The organism is Deltaproteobacteria bacterium HGW-Deltaproteobacteria-18, assembly GCA_002841885.1.
GTDB lineage: Bacteria > Desulfobacterota > Desulfovibrionia > Desulfovibrionales > Desulfomicrobiaceae > Desulfomicrobium.
Genome location: PHBE01000001.1, coordinates 159,311 through 174,783, shown reverse-complemented (window position 1 = coordinate 174,783; position 15,473 = coordinate 159,311). Strand labels below are relative to the sequence as shown.

At 59.2% G+C, this 15,473-nt stretch carries 15 protein-coding genes and 1 tRNA gene; 5 read left to right on the top strand and 11 right to left on the bottom strand.

From position 1 onward, the window contains the following. Positions 1-9: 9 nt before the first annotated feature. From CVU60_00780 to CVU60_00760, 5 genes are all read right to left on the bottom strand, one after another. Entirely contained in the window at positions 10-1,644 is a 1,635-nt protein-coding gene (locus CVU60_00780; GenBank protein PKN43588.1) for a hypothetical protein, read from the bottom strand. A 1-nt stretch (position 1,645) separates the two neighbouring features. Then, positions 1,646-2,128, bottom strand: coding sequence for a hypothetical protein (locus tag CVU60_00775; protein ID PKN43587.1), 483 nt, complete (start codon positions 2,126-2,128; stop codon positions 1,646-1,648). Positions 2,129-2,311: 183 nt separating this feature from the next. Then, a complete protein-coding gene (locus CVU60_00770) occupies positions 2,312-2,782 on the bottom strand; it encodes a hypothetical protein (protein ID PKN43586.1) in 471 nt (156 codons plus the stop codon). A 128-nt stretch (positions 2,783-2,910) separates the two neighbouring features. After that, positions 2,911-3,849 (bottom strand): hypothetical protein, encoded by a 939-nt coding sequence (locus CVU60_00765; GenBank protein PKN43585.1) that lies wholly within the window; start codon positions 3,847-3,849, stop codon positions 2,911-2,913. Next, a complete protein-coding gene (locus CVU60_00760; protein PKN43584.1) occupies positions 3,846-5,066 on the bottom strand; it encodes an L-serine ammonia-lyase in 1,221 nt (406 codons plus the stop codon). Before CVU60_00760 ends, CVU60_00765 begins: the two co-directional genes overlap by 4 nt. Positions 5,067-5,119: 53 nt before the next feature. Here CVU60_00760 and CVU60_00755 point away from each other — a divergent pair, with 53 nt between their 5' ends. From CVU60_00755 to CVU60_00745, 3 genes are all read left to right on the top strand, one after another. Then, complete coding sequence (locus tag CVU60_00755) at positions 5,120-5,443, top strand: hypothetical protein (GenBank protein PKN43583.1); 324 nt, start codon at positions 5,120-5,122, stop codon at positions 5,441-5,443. Between the two features lie 286 nt (positions 5,444-5,729). Further along, positions 5,730-5,805: transfer RNA gene (locus tag CVU60_00750), tRNA-Lys, on the top strand. A gap of 519 nt (positions 5,806-6,324) precedes the next feature. Next, on the top strand, positions 6,325-7,332 hold the full coding sequence (locus tag CVU60_00745; protein PKN43582.1) for a cell filamentation protein Fic: 1,008 nt from the start codon (positions 6,325-6,327) through the stop codon (positions 7,330-7,332). 55 nt (positions 7,333-7,387) lie between these two features. Here CVU60_00745 and CVU60_00740 read toward each other — a convergent pair whose 3' ends face one another. After that, positions 7,388-8,560, bottom strand: a complete 1,173-nt coding sequence (locus CVU60_00740; protein PKN43581.1) for a Bcr/CflA family drug resistance efflux transporter — start codon at positions 8,558-8,560, stop codon at positions 7,388-7,390. 173 nt (positions 8,561-8,733) lie between these two features. Between CVU60_00740 and CVU60_00735 the strand changes: the two genes are divergently transcribed. Next, complete coding sequence (locus CVU60_00735) at positions 8,734-9,201, top strand: hypothetical protein (GenBank protein ID PKN43580.1); 468 nt, start codon at positions 8,734-8,736, stop codon at positions 9,199-9,201. Between the two features lie 38 nt (positions 9,202-9,239). Here CVU60_00735 and CVU60_00730 read toward each other — a convergent pair whose 3' ends face one another. Both CVU60_00730 and CVU60_00725 read right to left on the bottom strand, forming a co-directional pair. After that, a complete protein-coding gene (locus CVU60_00730; GenBank protein ID PKN43579.1) occupies positions 9,240-9,566 on the bottom strand; it encodes a hypothetical protein in 327 nt (108 codons plus the stop codon). A 290-nt stretch (positions 9,567-9,856) separates the two neighbouring features. Beyond that, a complete protein-coding gene (locus CVU60_00725) occupies positions 9,857-10,765 on the bottom strand; it encodes a hypothetical protein (GenBank protein ID PKN43578.1) in 909 nt (302 codons plus the stop codon). A 446-nt stretch (positions 10,766-11,211) separates the two neighbouring features. On the opposite strand from CVU60_00725, the gene CVU60_00720 reads away from it, so the two are divergent. After that, positions 11,212-12,561, top strand: coding sequence for an amino acid permease (locus CVU60_00720; protein ID PKN43577.1), 1,350 nt, complete (start codon positions 11,212-11,214; stop codon positions 12,559-12,561). Between the two features lie 105 nt (positions 12,562-12,666). On the opposite strand, the gene CVU60_00715 is transcribed toward CVU60_00720, so the two are convergent. The 3 genes from CVU60_00715 to CVU60_00705 form a co-directional block, all read right to left on the bottom strand. Then, positions 12,667-13,602, bottom strand: coding sequence for an ABC transporter ATP-binding protein (locus CVU60_00715; GenBank protein PKN43576.1), 936 nt, complete (start codon positions 13,600-13,602; stop codon positions 12,667-12,669). Positions 13,603-13,970: 368 nt separating this feature from the next. Next, positions 13,971-14,720, bottom strand: coding sequence for an ABC transporter permease (locus CVU60_00710; protein ID PKN43575.1), 750 nt, complete (start codon positions 14,718-14,720; stop codon positions 13,971-13,973). Continuing rightward, complete coding sequence (locus CVU60_00705) at positions 14,717-15,460, bottom strand: ABC transporter ATP-binding protein (protein PKN43726.1); 744 nt, start codon at positions 15,458-15,460, stop codon at positions 14,717-14,719. Before CVU60_00705 ends, CVU60_00710 begins: the two co-directional genes overlap by 4 nt. Between the last annotated feature and the right edge of the window lie 13 nt (positions 15,461-15,473).

The following is a 15,473-nucleotide window of genomic DNA, read 5'->3' as shown; positions in this document are numbered from 1 at the left end:
ATGCATTTTTCAAATTTTGCAGTGGCACTCGGCCAGGCAGTGATGCATGGCTTGCCCGAGTGCGACCATGTTCACCGGTTTGGGAATCACCCGGCAGACGGCATGGTGCGAACAGGCGATGCTCCCCAGAGGCGAGGCGGTTATCAGCATGATGCGAATGGCCGGATTGAGCTGCCGCACAGCCGCACAGAACTCGTCGAGGCTGTTCGGCGGACTGTCGTCGGTCAGGATGAGATCGAACAGCAGCGGCTCCGCCTGTATCATCCCGCGTCCGTGCGCAAGGTTCTCGGCCTGCCAGACCTGGTAGCCGAGTTCGGTCAGGCAGGAGTTGATGGAGGCCCGCACCTCCGGGTGTGACTCGATGATCAGGACGCGCTCGGCATTGCCCCGGATGTCCGGAATGGCAAGGCATTCGGCGCAGTCCGGAGTCCGGTCGGGGTTGGCAGGCAGGCAGACCCGGGCAGTTGTGCCGCCAGCCTGGTTCCGGGAGAAGAGCAGCTTCCCGCGCAGCGTCTTGACGATCTTCTGGGTGACAAAAAGTCCAAGCCCGGTCCCTTCGTCCCTTGGTTTGGTGGTGAAGAAGGGTTCGCACAGCCTTGGCAGGTCCTCATCCGGCACGCCGGGGCCGTTGTCGTTCACGCTGATGACCACGAGCATGCTTTCGGGATTGGTGATCATGATGTCCGGCCGCTGCTCATCGAACGCGGTGGCCGAGATCTCGATGCACGGCTTTTCGGTGCCTGCAAGGGCATGGATGGCGTTGTTGGTCAGATTCATGAGAATCTGCTGCAGATGGACAGGGTCGCCAAAAAGCGTGCCCAGATCGCGGGCCACCAGGGTCTTGATCTCGATGCGTGAATTCGTGGTTCCCCTGATGATGTCCAGGGTTTCGAGCATGGTGTCGCGCACGGAAAAATGGATGAATTCCTCGTGCATCTTGCCGGTGAAATGCAGCACGCTGCGGATGAGCGAGGTTCCGCGCTGGCAAACGCGAAGGATGCGTTCCAGGTCTTCCGGGTCCGGGGTCTCGCTTGCCCCGACGGAGCCGCGGATGAGTTCCGTGGAGAACACGATGGAGGCCAGGATGTTGTTGAAGTCGTGGGCCATGCCTCCGGCCAGGGTGCCGATGATGCCCAGCTTCTGCTGCTTTATGAATTGATGTTCGAGTTCGCGGTTGGCCTTTTGCAGCTCCAGGGTGCGCTCTTTGACCTGGCGCTCGAGGTTGAGCCTGTAGTCCTCGTTCTCGCGGATCAGCGCCGCCCGTTCCAGGGCTTTGTCCACGGCATGCAGCAGGACCGTGGGCGAGACGATGGGCTTGACCAGATAGTCCCAGGCCCCCAGCCGCAGGGCTTCCACCGCTTCGTCCAGGCCGCCCTCGCCGGAAACCACAAGCACCGGGGTGCGGGGAGTTGCGTCGGACAGCCTGGCAAGGAGTTCCAGACCGTTCATGACCGGCATTTTCAGGTCGACGATGAGCAGGTCGGGTCCGTGGGCCTGAAACATTTCCAAGCCTTCCTGGCCGTTGCCGGCCTCCAGGATCTCGAAACCTCGGGGACGCAGGCTCGCTCCGGTGGTGGCCCGGATGAACGGGTCGTCGTCCACCACCAGAACTGTTTTCGGGCGTTTGGGCTGTGCAGCCTGCATGTCAGAACTTGTAGCCGATCATGCGCAGGAACTTGGTGCGTTTTTCCTTGTCTTCGTCGGTCTCGACGCCTTTCGATGCAAAACCGTCAACCACGCCGAGGATGCCCCGGCCCTGATCCGTCTGGGCCACGATGACCTGGACCGGATTGGCCGTGGCGCAAAAGAGGCGCACCACTTCGGGCACGTTCTGGATGGTGTTGACCACATTGACCGGGAACATGTCGCGCATGAACAGGATGAAGCTGTGTCCGGCAGAGAGCGCCTGGGCGTTCTGGGTGGCCAGTTCGATCAGTTCGGGGTCAGTGCCCGTGGTCCGGATCAGGCAGACGTCCGAGGCTTCGCAGAAGGCCAGGCCGAACTTTGCCCCGGGAACGGTGTTGACCATGGCCTCATGCACGTCTTCCACGGTCTTGATGAAGTGGGACATCCCGAGGATCAGATTGAGGCCGTGCGGATTCTTGATGGGTACGAGCGAGAGTTCCATCTTCATCTCCTGACAGGCCGCTCAAAAACGGCAATCTGCTGCGTCAGCGAAAAAATCCAGACCACTTATGTATGCTTGATACACTGCGCGTCCTGGATTTCTTTGTTTCCTTGCATCTCACCATTTTTGAACGGCCTGTGAATTTTGTATTTTTGAGCAGTCAGCCAAAAGCGTTCGGGAAAGTTACTTCTGGACTCGGGACGAGCCGTCGTTGGCGCGCAGCACGCGCACTCTTTCACCGGCATAGAAGTCCAGGTCGGCTTCCTGCACCACGCTCAGAATTTCGCCCGAATCCAGTTCCACCGTGATTTCAAGCGCGTTTTTTCTGGTCACGCCTTCCTCGGCCATGGCGCCGACAGCCGCGCCGCCCAGGGCGCCGATCACCGCACCAAGCACCTGACCCCGGCCGCCGCCGACCATGCTGCCGAGGACGCCGCCGGTCACGCCGCCTCCCACCGCGCCGATTCCGCTCTTTGTACCTTCGAGCTGTACGGCCCGGACCGATTGCACCGTCCCGTAATTGACCCGCATCTCCTGCATGGCCTGGTCACGGGAATAGACCTGTGCCGAACGGCTGGAGGCGCATGACGTGATAAGGCCGGTGCTTGCGATCAGGAAGAGGCAAAGAATGAGCAACGTCTTGTTATGGCGCATAATAGGCTCCTGGGTTGCAATTTGAGACGCGGGGTTTCTTTGAACCACGCATGGAAAAGAATCATGGAATCAATCTATAGTGGTTTGGCGATGGTGGTCAAGGATTCGCCGCGCCGATTGCAATCGGTTCATGGAGTGGACATTGCCAATGCCGCGATCTGTGCTGCGCGATCGTGGGGCTTGAGCGCTTCAAGAAGGATCGCCTCGGGGTCGGCGATGTTTTTGGCGCGCAGCACCTTTAGAAATTTTTCATAAAGAGTGTCCAGATCCACATACTGCGCCACGGATTTGTATTCTGGCATGGTCAGCACGGAAGAGTAGACCGGCAGGTTGTCCGCGTCATGGCCGTTCAGGACCACAAGGGAAAATTTGCGTCCATCGAGTTCGAAATCCAGCTTGAATTCCTTGATGTCGGTGTTGGTGATGGTGTTCAGGTTCGAGATGGACTTGGCGCGGGCGAAGATGCCGGAGATGATGCGCAGGCTGTCTTTTTTCATCTGGGCCAGTGCTTCGCGTTCGGAAAGCTCGATGAGCAGGATGGACTTGTTGAGCTCGTAATAGATGTCGTCGAAGATGCCGCTCTCCTTTAATTCGTCGTAGAGCGTCTCGAAGTCAGCGTGGTTGATCTTGCGGAAATGGGACATGTCCGGCCGTTCGTTTTCCACGGCTTCGAAATCCTCGCACACATAGGGCACGATGGATGTGGTCTCGTAGAGGTAGAATTCCAGGCCAATGGAGCCTTCCTCCTCCAGGATGGCGGAAACGGACAGGTCCGCAAGCAGCGTGCCGCCGTCTATTTCCAGGCCGAACTCGGCGTAGGACTGGCGCAGGCGGGGGTCGGCGGCGTCGAGAACGTAGTTGTAGATAGGATAGGCCAGGCCGTCCTGGTCGTGGATGGCCAGTTCCTTCCAGGAAGCGAAACGGGTCGCGACCATGTGCTGAAAGATCTTCTTTATGAATTTCTTCAGGCACATCGTGAAGAGTTTGAGTTCCTTGCCACGGCTGGTCGGTTCTTCTGATTCCCTGGTGGTAGGCAGCTCTTCGAAATCTTCTTCATCTCTCTTCATGCGGATCCTCGTTTTTCCTTGCGTTCGCCATATGCTTTGGCCAGGCCCCCGTGGGATGTTTCCCGGTAGAGGCTTGGCAGGTCGTGTCCTGTTTCTTTCATGACTCGCACCACTTCGTCAAAGGGGATGCGGTGCGAGCCGTCCGATAAAAGCGCCATGTGCGCGATGCTGACCGCCTTGGAGGCGGCCATTGCGTTGCGTTCGATGCAGGGTATCTGAACCAGCCCCCCGACGGGGTCGCAGGTCAGGCCCAGGTGATGCTCGAGCCCCATCTCGGCGGCGTACTCGATCTGGCGGATGGTGCCGCCCATGAGCTGGGCCGCGGCAGCAGCTGCCATGGCGCAGGCCGAGCCGACCTCGCCCTGGCAGCCGACTTCGGCCCCGGAGATGGACGCGTTCTTCTTTATGATCAGTCCGATCAATCCTGCCGTGGCCAGCGCCTGCAGGATGGACCTGGGCCGGGCCTTCATGTTTTCCTTCAGGTAGCGCAGCACCGAGGGCAAGACGCCGCTCGCACCGCAGGTCGGCGCCGTGACGACGGTTCCGCCGGAGGCGTTCTCCTCGGAAACTGCCAGGGCGTAGGCGGCCAGAAGTCCGGTCCGGCGCATCTCGGCCCCGCCAAGCAGGGTCTTCTGATGGTATGAGCTGGCCTTGCGGGCCAGTTTCAAACCGCCGGGCAGCACGCCTTCGGTGGTCAGACCTCGCTCCATGCAGCTTTGCATGGCGGTCCAGATCTCTTCAAGGAAGACCCAGATGTCCTCGCCCTCTTGACGTGCCACGAACTCCCAGTAGGTGATGCCGTCCTCGCCGCAAAGCTCCATAATTTCCGTGAGGCTCTGCAACCGGTAGACTTCGGGCGTGGTGAAGGTCGATCCCCGGTCGCGCAGGGCGCCGCCTCCAATGCTGAAAACCGTCCAGCTGTCCACGACCTGTCCGCTTTCGTCCAGGGCCGTGAAGTCCATGGCGTTGGGATGCTCAGGCTGCTGCTGGTCCTGGGCCCAGAGGATTTCGACGGGGAAGGGGGTCAGGGCTTCCCGGATGGCCTTGTCGGTGAGATGCCCCTTGCCGGTGGCGGCCAGGCTCTCGTACAGGACCACTTGGAAAGAGGCCGCACCCTTGGCGCGGGCCCGAAATCGCTCGGCGGCGAGCTTGGGGCCCATGGTGTGGCTGCTGGAAGGACCTGCGCCAATTCGATATATTTCCCGGATGGATTCCATCCGCACCTCGCCATGTGGAAATTTGGTATTGACTGTCCGAAAAAGCTTGGGCCATGGAGTCCGTCACGGACGCTGGTCCTTGGACTAGCTGTACCGCACACATCCGTCAACAAGGAGCCCCGATGAATAAGCCGGAACTCGAGTTTCCCCTGCACTGGGAGTACAAAATCATAGCCGTGCGCACTGACGAGGCCTTTGCCGCCATCTGCGATGTCATAAAAAGCCAGGGCTTTGCTGAAACACCCCGCGCCAGCAACGTTTCACGCAACGGTTCCTACGTGACCTATACCGTGCGCATGCACATCAAGAGTCGTGACGTCCTCGACGCCCTGAGCTCCGCTCTGGCAGGCTGCGAAGGCGTGAAGTATCTGCTCTGATTGATGATGAACAGTGAATGGTGCGTGGAAAAAGGCAGGGCGGAGGCTGACCTGGGCAAGCTTGGGATTCGAACAGCCCGGAGCGTAGGATGGAATTAGTATTATTTCAGATGGTTACGTTGCCTCGCCCCCTTTTTTTTCTTCAATCGTCCTTCACAATTCAGCATTCGCAAAATTTCCCCTTGACGGGCAACCTGGAAAACCGTAGAAGCCTTTTCGTTGTCGGCGCAAAGCAAGTTTTAGAGCTAATACTTTGACATGATTTGCATATTCCGATCAACAAGCCGGGCCAATAGCTCAATTGGTAGAGCATCTGACTCTTAATCAGCAGGTTCAAGGTTCGATTCCTTGTTGGCCCACCAGCTGCACTCACGAACCCGCCACGGACGAACAAGTCTTTGGCGGGTTCTTTTGTTTTGTGTGCTCTTTTGGGCGCGATTCCATGCTGTGCCGGCACCGCGCAAAGTTACGAAGGAACCCTGGGCGTCGTTTCGTGGTTAAAAGTCATGAGTCCTTTTTTTCAAAGGGATGACTACTTTTTGCACCGACGACTGCAATGACAGTCAAGCTTAACACCAAGAAACGGCTCTGAAGACCATCTCGAGGAGATCATCGAAATGGTCGAAAAGAATCCCGGCGTCATGCGTGTACTTTCCGATGCCACGGGTCATTTACGCGTTTTGCAGTGGTTGCCTCTTGAAATGAGGGCTGAGACATAATGACCTTTGCTTTCAAATCCATTATCACCAACGGCATGGCTTGGCTTCAAGTCACCAAGAAAAGCCGATGAACGTATTCTATTGCGTGGATAACCGTATTCGCCGATTGTACTTTGTTTTCGATTTTCCACGCCCGCGCGTCCAAGATCAAGAGGATTGGGCATGAACTACCTGCCTCCCTTTACCATTACTCCGCACATTCTGAACCTGGTCGCCGGGATCAGCGAGGCTGTCGGTCGGTTGACCGTGCCTGCTGAACAGTCCGGAGCGCTGCGACTGCGGCGCATCAACCGGGTGCGCACCATTCAAGGCTCCCTTGCCATCGAAGGCAATACCCTGAGCGAGGCGCAGATCACCGCGATCCTGGATGGCAAGCGGATCATTGCTCCGCCCCGGGAGGTGCAGGAAGTCAAAAACGCGCTGGCGGCTTATGAGTTTTTCGGAATCTGGTGTCCGGAGAGCGAAACGGATCTACTCGAAGCGCACCGCATCCTGATGTCCGGCCTGATCGATGAAGCGGGCAGGTACAGAAGCGGCGGAGTGGGGGTGATGGCGGGCCTGCGGGTGGTCCACATGGCTCCTCCGGCGGGTCGGGTCCCGCAGTTGATGGGCGACCTGTTCGACTGGCTGGCGACGGCAGATGTCCATCCGCTCATCGCCGCTTCGGTCTTTCATTACGAGTTTGAGTTTATCCATCCCTTTGCCGACGGTAACGGCCGTGTGGGGCGTCTGTGGCAGAGCCTCATTCTGGCGCACTGGAACCCGCTGTTCGCGGATATGCCGGTGGAAAGCCTCGTTTTTGACCACCAGCGCGAATACTATCAGGCCTTGCAGGAGAGCTCCGGCCAGGCCGATTCCGCTCCGTTTATCACCTTCATGCTGCAGATGATTCTGGACACCTTGTACTGCGTCACCCCCCAGGTCACCCCCCAAGTCACCCCCCAGGTCGGCGAACTGCTTGCGGCGATGCGCGGGGAGATGAGCCGCGAAGTCCTGCAGTCCGCCTTGGGGCTGCGTGATCGTAAATCGTTCCACGAAAGGTATCTCAGGCCGGCGTTGGACGCTGACCTGATCGAGATGACCCTTCCCGCCAAACCCAGCAGCCGTCTGCAGCAATACCGCCTGACCGAAAAGGGGCGATGGTTTCTGGCGGATCAGGCCAATGACTGATCGCTGACGACCAACCCCGAGTATCTTTGCAGACCCGCATCAACTCAAAAAATCATCACTCCGGCCGCACCCGTCCCAGCCTCGGCAGCAGCGTGAGGACTAGCGCGCTCGTGGCCATGCCCACCAGGGCCAAGGTCAGGATCTTGTTGTCCCAGGGCAGGGCGATGAACCACATGGCCGTGGCGCCGCCCACGAAATACGTGAACATGATGAGCGAGGCCGCCGAGCCGGCATCGTTCTTGACCTGTTCGAGCAGGAAGTTGCTGCTCGGCGGGCGGGACATGCCAAGGCTGAAAGTCAGGCAGGCCATGGGCAGGGCCATGCCCCAGGGGCCCAGGTCCGAGCAAAGGGCCAGGATCGCCGAGCTGACCAGGATTCCGACGTAGCCAAGCAGGATGATGCGAAATCCGGGCATGCGTCGCAGCAGCCTGCCGCAGATCCAGAATCCGAGCATGAGCGCGGCTGAATTGAAAGCGAAGAAGTAGCTGTATTCCTGCTCGCTGAGACCGAAATAGGTCACGAAGATGAAGGAAGATCCGCCGATGAAGCAGAAAAGAGGGGTCATGCCCAGGGCGATGAGGGTGCACTGCGTCATGAAGCGCAGGTTGCACATCAGTCTGAAGTAACCGCCCATGACCTGGGCCAGGGTGCGGGTCGTGGCAGGGGCCGGTTCCTTGAGTCTCCAGACTCCGCAGATGGCCACGACGCCAAGAAGCGTCTGGGCGAGGAAGATGGCGGACCAGTCGGCGAAGGTGAGCATGATTCCGCCGAGCACGGGCGCGAGCATGGGGGCCAGGGAGACGATGACGGCCATGTGGGCCAGGACTCTTTCCCGTTCCGCGCCCACGAAATAGTCCTTGGTCATGGCCAGGGACAGGGTCGATGCCGAGGCCGCGCCCATGCCCTGCAGGATGCGTCCGACGATCAGGGCCGTGGGGCTCTGGGCCTGGGCGCAGACCAGGCAGGACAGCACATAGAGGGAGATGCCGCCAAGGAGCACCGGCTTGCGCCCATAGCGATCCGAGAGCGGGCCGTAGAAAAGCAGGGCCAGGCTGAAGCTGATGAAAAAGCCGACCAGGGTCAGGTTGATGACTGCTTCCGTGGTCTGCCAGGTCGCGACCATGGTCGGCAGGGCCGGCAGATACATGTCCGTGGACAGCGGCGGAAAGGCCGCGAGCAGGGCCAGAATGAGCAGGGCTCGTATTTTGAGGGGGGCTGGTATTGTCATGGTGTTATTTGGTGTTTGAGGGCTTCGCCTACTCTTCGCGTGGTGGGCAGGCAAGCAAAACTCCGGGGGATTTTATTTTCGCTTTTGTTCGGGGGGGGGGAACGGCGGGAGCATGGGTGGAACAATCCCTGCACAATGATGACCGTGCAGGAAGATTTTTCCGGAGGTATCACATGAGCATAGCACCCCTGGCTGCCCTCGGCATCGCCAAGACAGCCTTTTCGATCATCGGTTCCCTGGCCGACGCAATGAAGCGTCCCGCCCCCGAATCAACCGGTTCCGCCATGACTGCGGCCCCGGCGCAGGAGTCTCTATGGCACCAGATCGGCAAGGAGGTGGATTTGAGTTCCATGACCAGGGACGAACTGGCCAAGGTCTCGTCCATGCTCTACGACAACGGCCTCATCAGTCTGCGCGATCATGCTACATTGAGTTTTGATCCCAGCTTTGCGGGTTCCACGAACCTTCTGACAGCGGCCGACGGCTCAGGCCGCGTGGACTGGATGGGCGAGTTTCAGGCTCGTCTGGCCAAGCACAAGAAGGAAGGAGACAGCTCATCCGCCGGCCAGGACGAACGCGTGCTGGACATCCTCTCGCGGTTGCAGGCCGGATCAAAGGGTGTGACCTCGATCAGGGTCTGACCCGGCAAGGTTTTCCCGTTTGCCTGGATTGTCCGCGCCTATCTCCAGTCCTTTCGCGGCGCCGTGGCCACGAGCTGCACTCCCGCCTGAAAAAAGCCGGACCATCCACCTTCCTCTTTCTTGCACCAGCGGATGAAGCCTGTCAGGAAGGCGCTGCTCTCGTAATCCACGGTTCCCCTCAACTCGTCGGCGAGGTAGATGCTTACGGGCACGTCGTCGATGGGCAGCTCGCAATCCATTTCAAGCAGCAGGCCGTCCGGGCTTTGATTGATGATCCTGGCCGGGCAGGGAGTGCCCAGGGAAGGGGATACAACAGCGCAGCGCTGCAGGCTTGCGGTTCTGTTGTATTTTCTGTTTTCTGGCATATGGTGCTCCGCGTGTGGAAAAGTGGCAAACGGTTGCGTGCGCGGAGCTGGCTGGCAACGCGTAATGGCAACTTCCTCAATGACCCTGTTTTGTCAGACGAACATATTCGTTTTTGATCACGATGCCAATATGTTGTCGGACATTTTTCGCGTAGATGCCGAAACAGCGCAGTGCCAAGGGCGCGGCCCGTTGAAGGGAGGGTCGTGCAGGATTTTTATAAAAACAAAGGGCGCCCATGCATTGTCAAAAATGCGAGAACGCCCCTGCGTGGGTAGTCTCCTGACCCGGCCTAGACCACGGCGAGCAGCTCCCCTGCGGACGATTCAGGCTGCGCACCGGGAATTTCCCCTCCTGCGTTCATGTTTCGGTATATCTCCAGAAATTTGGCATAGGCCGCGCCGTTGCCCCGTGGTTCGCTCAGCGGCGGCAACTCGCTTGCGGCAGTCACTTCGCCGTGCAGTTCGGCCAGGCTATGGGTGAACCAGCCTTCAAGCTCCTGCATGCCCGCCTTGAAGGCCGTGAGCCCCGGGTCCTCGTTCACGGCAATTTCTCCCCCCGGTTCCTCCGTCAGCGCTTCATCCGGATCTGCGGCCATCTGTTCGGCTGCCTGTTCCTCTGGAGTGAGTGCGTCCTCGTCCTCAAGCAGCCCGGCCAGTTCCGGTTCCGTATCGTCCGGCTCTTGCGGGGCGGCAGGAGAGATCAGTCCGGAGTACGCCCCGTTCAGAGACTCAAGGAGCTCGGAAAATCTGGAGCTTATGTTCTCAAGGCTGGTGGACAGCGGCGTCTGCTCCGCCTTTGCATCTTCGAGCAATTGCCTGATGTCGGCCGCGAAGTCTTCGGAGAGTGCCGCTGTCTGTCCGGGCATGCCGTGCTCTTCTCCGAGAGCGCCCAGTTTCGCGGCCAGATCGTCAAATAGCCCCGTGCTTGCGTTCTGGAAATCGTTGGCGGCGTTTTGCTCTCCCGCCTGCTGCAGCTCGTCGTGGAAATTGATGCGCAGTCGTACGTCCGCCACTCCTTGGAAGTGTCCAGCCTGCAAGAGGCGAATCACTCCTCTGCTTTCTTGCTCGTCGCTGGCGGCGGGCTGGGGAGTGACCTCGGTTTGGGCAGCTTTGACCTTTTTTTCCGAGGTGTTGCCTATGAGTTCGACATGGTTTGCCTTCATCCAGGCATGCTGATTTCCGGCGCCGTGCACGTTCATGATCTGTGCTCCTTGGACAATTGCCCATTTTCCTTCTTATCGGTCTTGAAGTGAGAATTCTTTACCCATCAGGCTTTCCCCGGAAGCAAAGGATATGCCCGGGACGTCCATTTTTTGTATTTTTTACACACGGCGTGAATACCGTTCCTGAAATTTATTAAAAATCGTGCGATTACGGGTTTAATAATTTTGATGCATTATCCGCGTTTACAATATTCCTTTCATCGGTTACGGCCCCTCTGCATCTTTAGTCCAATGGATCAATGTCGACTTTGAGAGTCTTTTTTTACGGAAGCACGGCCTCCGGTATTTCGGCCATCTGATTTTATCCCCGATGCGGTTGCAGTGCCCTGGCGTGACGATGCATGGAATGACCGGCAATATTTTTTCGATAATATATTGTTTGCATAAAGTGTTGGTTCTGAAACGATAAGGAGAATCGGACAATGGGATCGGAGTTGAACAAGAAGTTCGGCCTTTTTACCGCGATTGCGATGGTTGTAGGCATTGTCATTGGCAGCGGCGTCTTTTTCAAGGCGGAAAAAATTCTCACCGCCACCGGAGGCAATCTGCCCCTTGGAATTCTTGCCTGGATCATTGGCGGATTCATCATGATCTCCTGCGCCTACACATTCTCTCTGATGGCCACCAAGTATGAGCGCGTGAACGGGATCGTCGACTACGCCGAAGCCGCCATGGGCAAGAAATACGGCTATTATGTCGGCTGGTTCATGGCGCTCATCTACTATCCGACCCTGACCGCCGTCCTGGCGTGGGTTTCGGCCCGCTACACCGCCGTACTGTTCGGATGGGATATCACCGGGGGCGAGTGCATGACCTTCTCCGGTTTTTTTCTGGTGGCCAGCTATGCCCTGAACGCCCTGTCGCCCGTTCTGGCCGGTAAATTCCAGGTCGCGACGACCGTAATCAAGCTCATCCCGCTCCTTCTCATGGCGGTGGTTGGCACTGTCTTCGGCCTAGGCAACGGCATGATCGTACAGAATTTCACCACCTCCGTGACTGAAGTCGATCCGCTCATCGCGGTGTTTACCGCCGTCGTCGCCACGTCCTTCGCCTACGAGGGATGGATCATCGCCACCAGCATCAACGCCGAGCTCAGGGATTCCAAGAGGAATCTCCCCCTGGCCCTGATGGCCGGAACCTTCACGGTCATGGTCGTGTACATATTGTATTACGTTGGCCTCGCGGGCGCGGTCACCAATCAGACCCTCATGGAAGGCGGTCAGGAAGGCGCGAAACTGGCTTTCGAGACCGTCTTTTCGAGTCTTGGCGGAACGCTCATCTTCGTCTTCGTCATCATCTCCTGCCTTGGCACCCTGAATGGCCTGATGCTCGGGTGTACCCGAGGCATCTACTCCATCTCCGCCAGGAACCAGGGACCGCTTCCGGCCATGTACAAGCAGATCGACAACGCGACGAACATGCCCACCAACTCCGCCGTGCTGGGACTACTGTTGTCCGCGTTCTGGCTGGTGTATTTCTACGGGGCGAACCTCACCAAACCGTGGTTCGGTTTTTTCTGCTTCGATCCTTCGGAACTTCCGATTGTCACAATCTATGCCCTGTACATCCCGATTTTCGTGGTGTTCATGAAAAAGGAAGCCGATCTCTCGACGTTCAAGCGTTACATAATGCCTTCCTTGGCAGTGTTCGGTAGCCTGTTCATGATGTTCGCCGCCTGTTTTTCTCATGGCATGGCCGTTGTTGCCTATCTGGCCATCTTTGGCGTGATCATGCTGGGCGGGGCATTCTTTTCGCGGGAGCGCGAAATCTAGTCGTATTGTCCGGTATACTCCAGCCTGACACAAAATGAAGCCGGGCGGTTGCGAGAATGCAGCCGCCCGGCTTCGACATATTCAAGGCGGGGATTTTCGATCCGATCAGCGCAATTCCACCGCCCAAGTGTCGAGCGCAGGCACTTCGGTCACGATCTTTTCGCGCATCAGAAATTCCGCGAAACGGATGTAGCGCCTGTTGTCGAGAGCGCCGGGACGCAGGGCGAAGCGGGGCAGGGTGTCTCTCCAGGCGCGGCGGTTCAGTTCGTCATCGAGGCTTTCGCGGCCATTGCCGACAAAGAGCTTCCAGCTTTCTTCCGGATGATTGATCATGTACTGCACGCCTTCCTCCAGGGCATCGACAAAGGCACGCAGCTTCGGGTCGGCCACGTTCTTGCCGGCCGCAACGAGGATGAGTTCATCATAGGCCGGAACCCCGTACTCCTCCACGAAAAAGGCTCTTCCGGGACGCCCCTCGATATCCATCTGGTTCAGTTCGAAGTTGCGGAACGCGCCGATGACGGCGTCGGTCTGGCCCGTGAACAGGGATGGGGACAGGGAGAAGTTGACGTTGACCAGCTTGACGTCGTCCAAGGTCAGGCCTTCTTTTTCAAGCATCACTTTCAAAAGCACGGTCTCAAAACCGCCCACGGAATAGCCGATGGTCTTGCCCTTCAGGTCGGCTATGGACTTTATGGGCCCGTCCTCAAGCACGACCAGGGAGTTGAGCGGGGTGGCTACGAGGGTGGCGATGCGGGTCAGCGGCAGTCCCTCGGCAACCTGCATCTGGTGCTGATGCTGGTAGGACACGGCGATGTCGGCCTTGCCCGCGGCCACGAGTTTGGGCGGGTCGTTGGGGTTGGAGGGGGCGATGAGTTCCACGTCCAGGCCGTGGTTTTTGAAAAAGCCTTTTTCCAGAGCCACGTAGAGGGGGGCGTGGTCGGGATTGATGAACCAGTCCAAGAGGACGGTCAGCTTTTCGGCCTGGGCCTGGGTGGCCAGGAGGAGAAGGGTTGCGAGGAAGAGGGTGATTTTTTTCATGTGGTTGTCCTTGTGGTTTGAAGAATGGGAGAATGAGCAAAGCAAAATCTTGTTTCGGTACAAAAGCTTGGCGTCCTTTCAGAAAAAGGCTTGTGCAGCGCGGCCGCGTTCCGGTTCGATCCGGGCCGGGGGCGCCAAAACTCCTTCACGGGCCTCGTAATGTTTTCCCGTCGTTGCTGCCGAAGATAAAGCCGCGCTCCGGGCGAGAGGCGACGGGAAAACAAACGATGCCTGGCTCAGTCAGACAGTTGCCGCCCCCGACCCGGACCGAACCGGCACGCTGGGACGGTGTCACGGTCAGAGGCTGAAAAGACATGGATTGCCACGCCCTAAGGGGCTCGCAATGACGCTTGGCCACGACGTCGCTGTCACTGCATCCCCTGCCTGGGCTGCCAGAAAACCAGCCTGTCCAACAGTCGGTCCACAATGAAGTAGAGCGTCAGGGATGTGACCGCCAGGACGGTCAAGGCCGCGAACATGACGTCGATCTGCATGCGGGCGTTGGCGTGGAGCATGTAGAAGCCAAGGCCTGCGCTTGATCCGACCCATTCCCCGACCACTGCCCCGATGGGCGCCACGGCCGTGGCCACGCGCAGGCCCGAGGCGAAGGCGGGCAGGGCCGAGGGGATGATGATGTTGCGTAGCACGGCCAGTGGCCCCGCTCCCATGATGCGGGCCAGTTCCTGCAGGTCGGGTTCGGTGCGCTGCATGCCCGAGTAGAAGGATGACGCCACCGGGAAAAAGATGATCAGCACCGCCATGGCCACCTTGGAGGCCATGCCATAGCCGAGCCACAGCACCAGGATCGGGGCCAGGGCGAATACCGGGATGGCCTGGCTGATCACCAGTACGGGCAGCATCCAGCGCTTCAGCAGCGGCGAGAGGACCATGACCAGGGCCGCGCTCGTGCCAAGGATCGTGCCCAGGGCCAGCCCGAGCAGGATTTCGGCCAGGGTCGTGCTCAGATGTGAGAGCAGCAGGGGAAACTTTTCGACCAGAGCCTCGCCCACGGGCAGGGGGCCGGGCAGGATGTACGGCGGAGCTCCGGTCAGGGTGACCAGGATTTGCCACAGGACAAGAAAGCCTGCCGCCAGGATCAAGGGGCGCAGGAAGTTCATGCCGCCTCCCCGCTCATGAGCCGTCTCAGGAGCCCGGCGTAGAGTCCGGTCACCTCCGAGTCTCCGGCTTCGCGCGGAGGCGGACCGGCGGGTTCGATGACTTCCAGCACTCGCACCGGCGTGCCTCCGAGCACGATGATTTCGTGACCCAGGCGCAGGGCTTCCATGGGATCGTGAGTGACCAGCACCACGGTCGCTCCCGTGGTCAGGCGCGCGGAAAGATTCTGCAGGCGCACCCGCGTCAGGGCGTCCAGGGCGGAGAAGGGCTCGTCCATGAGAATGACGGGCCGCTCCTCCATGAGGGTGCGTAGGAGCGCCCCGCGCTGACGCATGCCTCCGGACAGGGCGGAAGGCAGCTTGCCCTCGTATCCGGCAAGGCCCGCTTCGTGGATCAGTTCCAGGGCCCTGCAACGCTTTTCGGGCGAGAGTTCGCCCCGCAGCCTGGCTCCGAGCAGGACGTTGTCCAGCAAGGTCAGCCAGGGCAGGAGCAGGTCGTTCTGGCTCATCCAGGCCACCTGTTCCGAGGTATTCCCGCCGGAGTCGAAACGGATTTGCCCGGAAAACCCCAGGCTCGGAGCGCCGGCCATGAGCTTTAAAAGGGTCGATTTGCCGCAGCCGCTTGGGCCCAGGATGCAGCTCGTGCGGCCGCCCCTTAGGGTCAGGCTCAGATCCGAGAACAGCGGGCGGCCTTCGAAGTCGAGGGAGATGCCTTCGAGGGCGATTCCTGGCGCGGCCTGCACGGTGGCGGGAGCG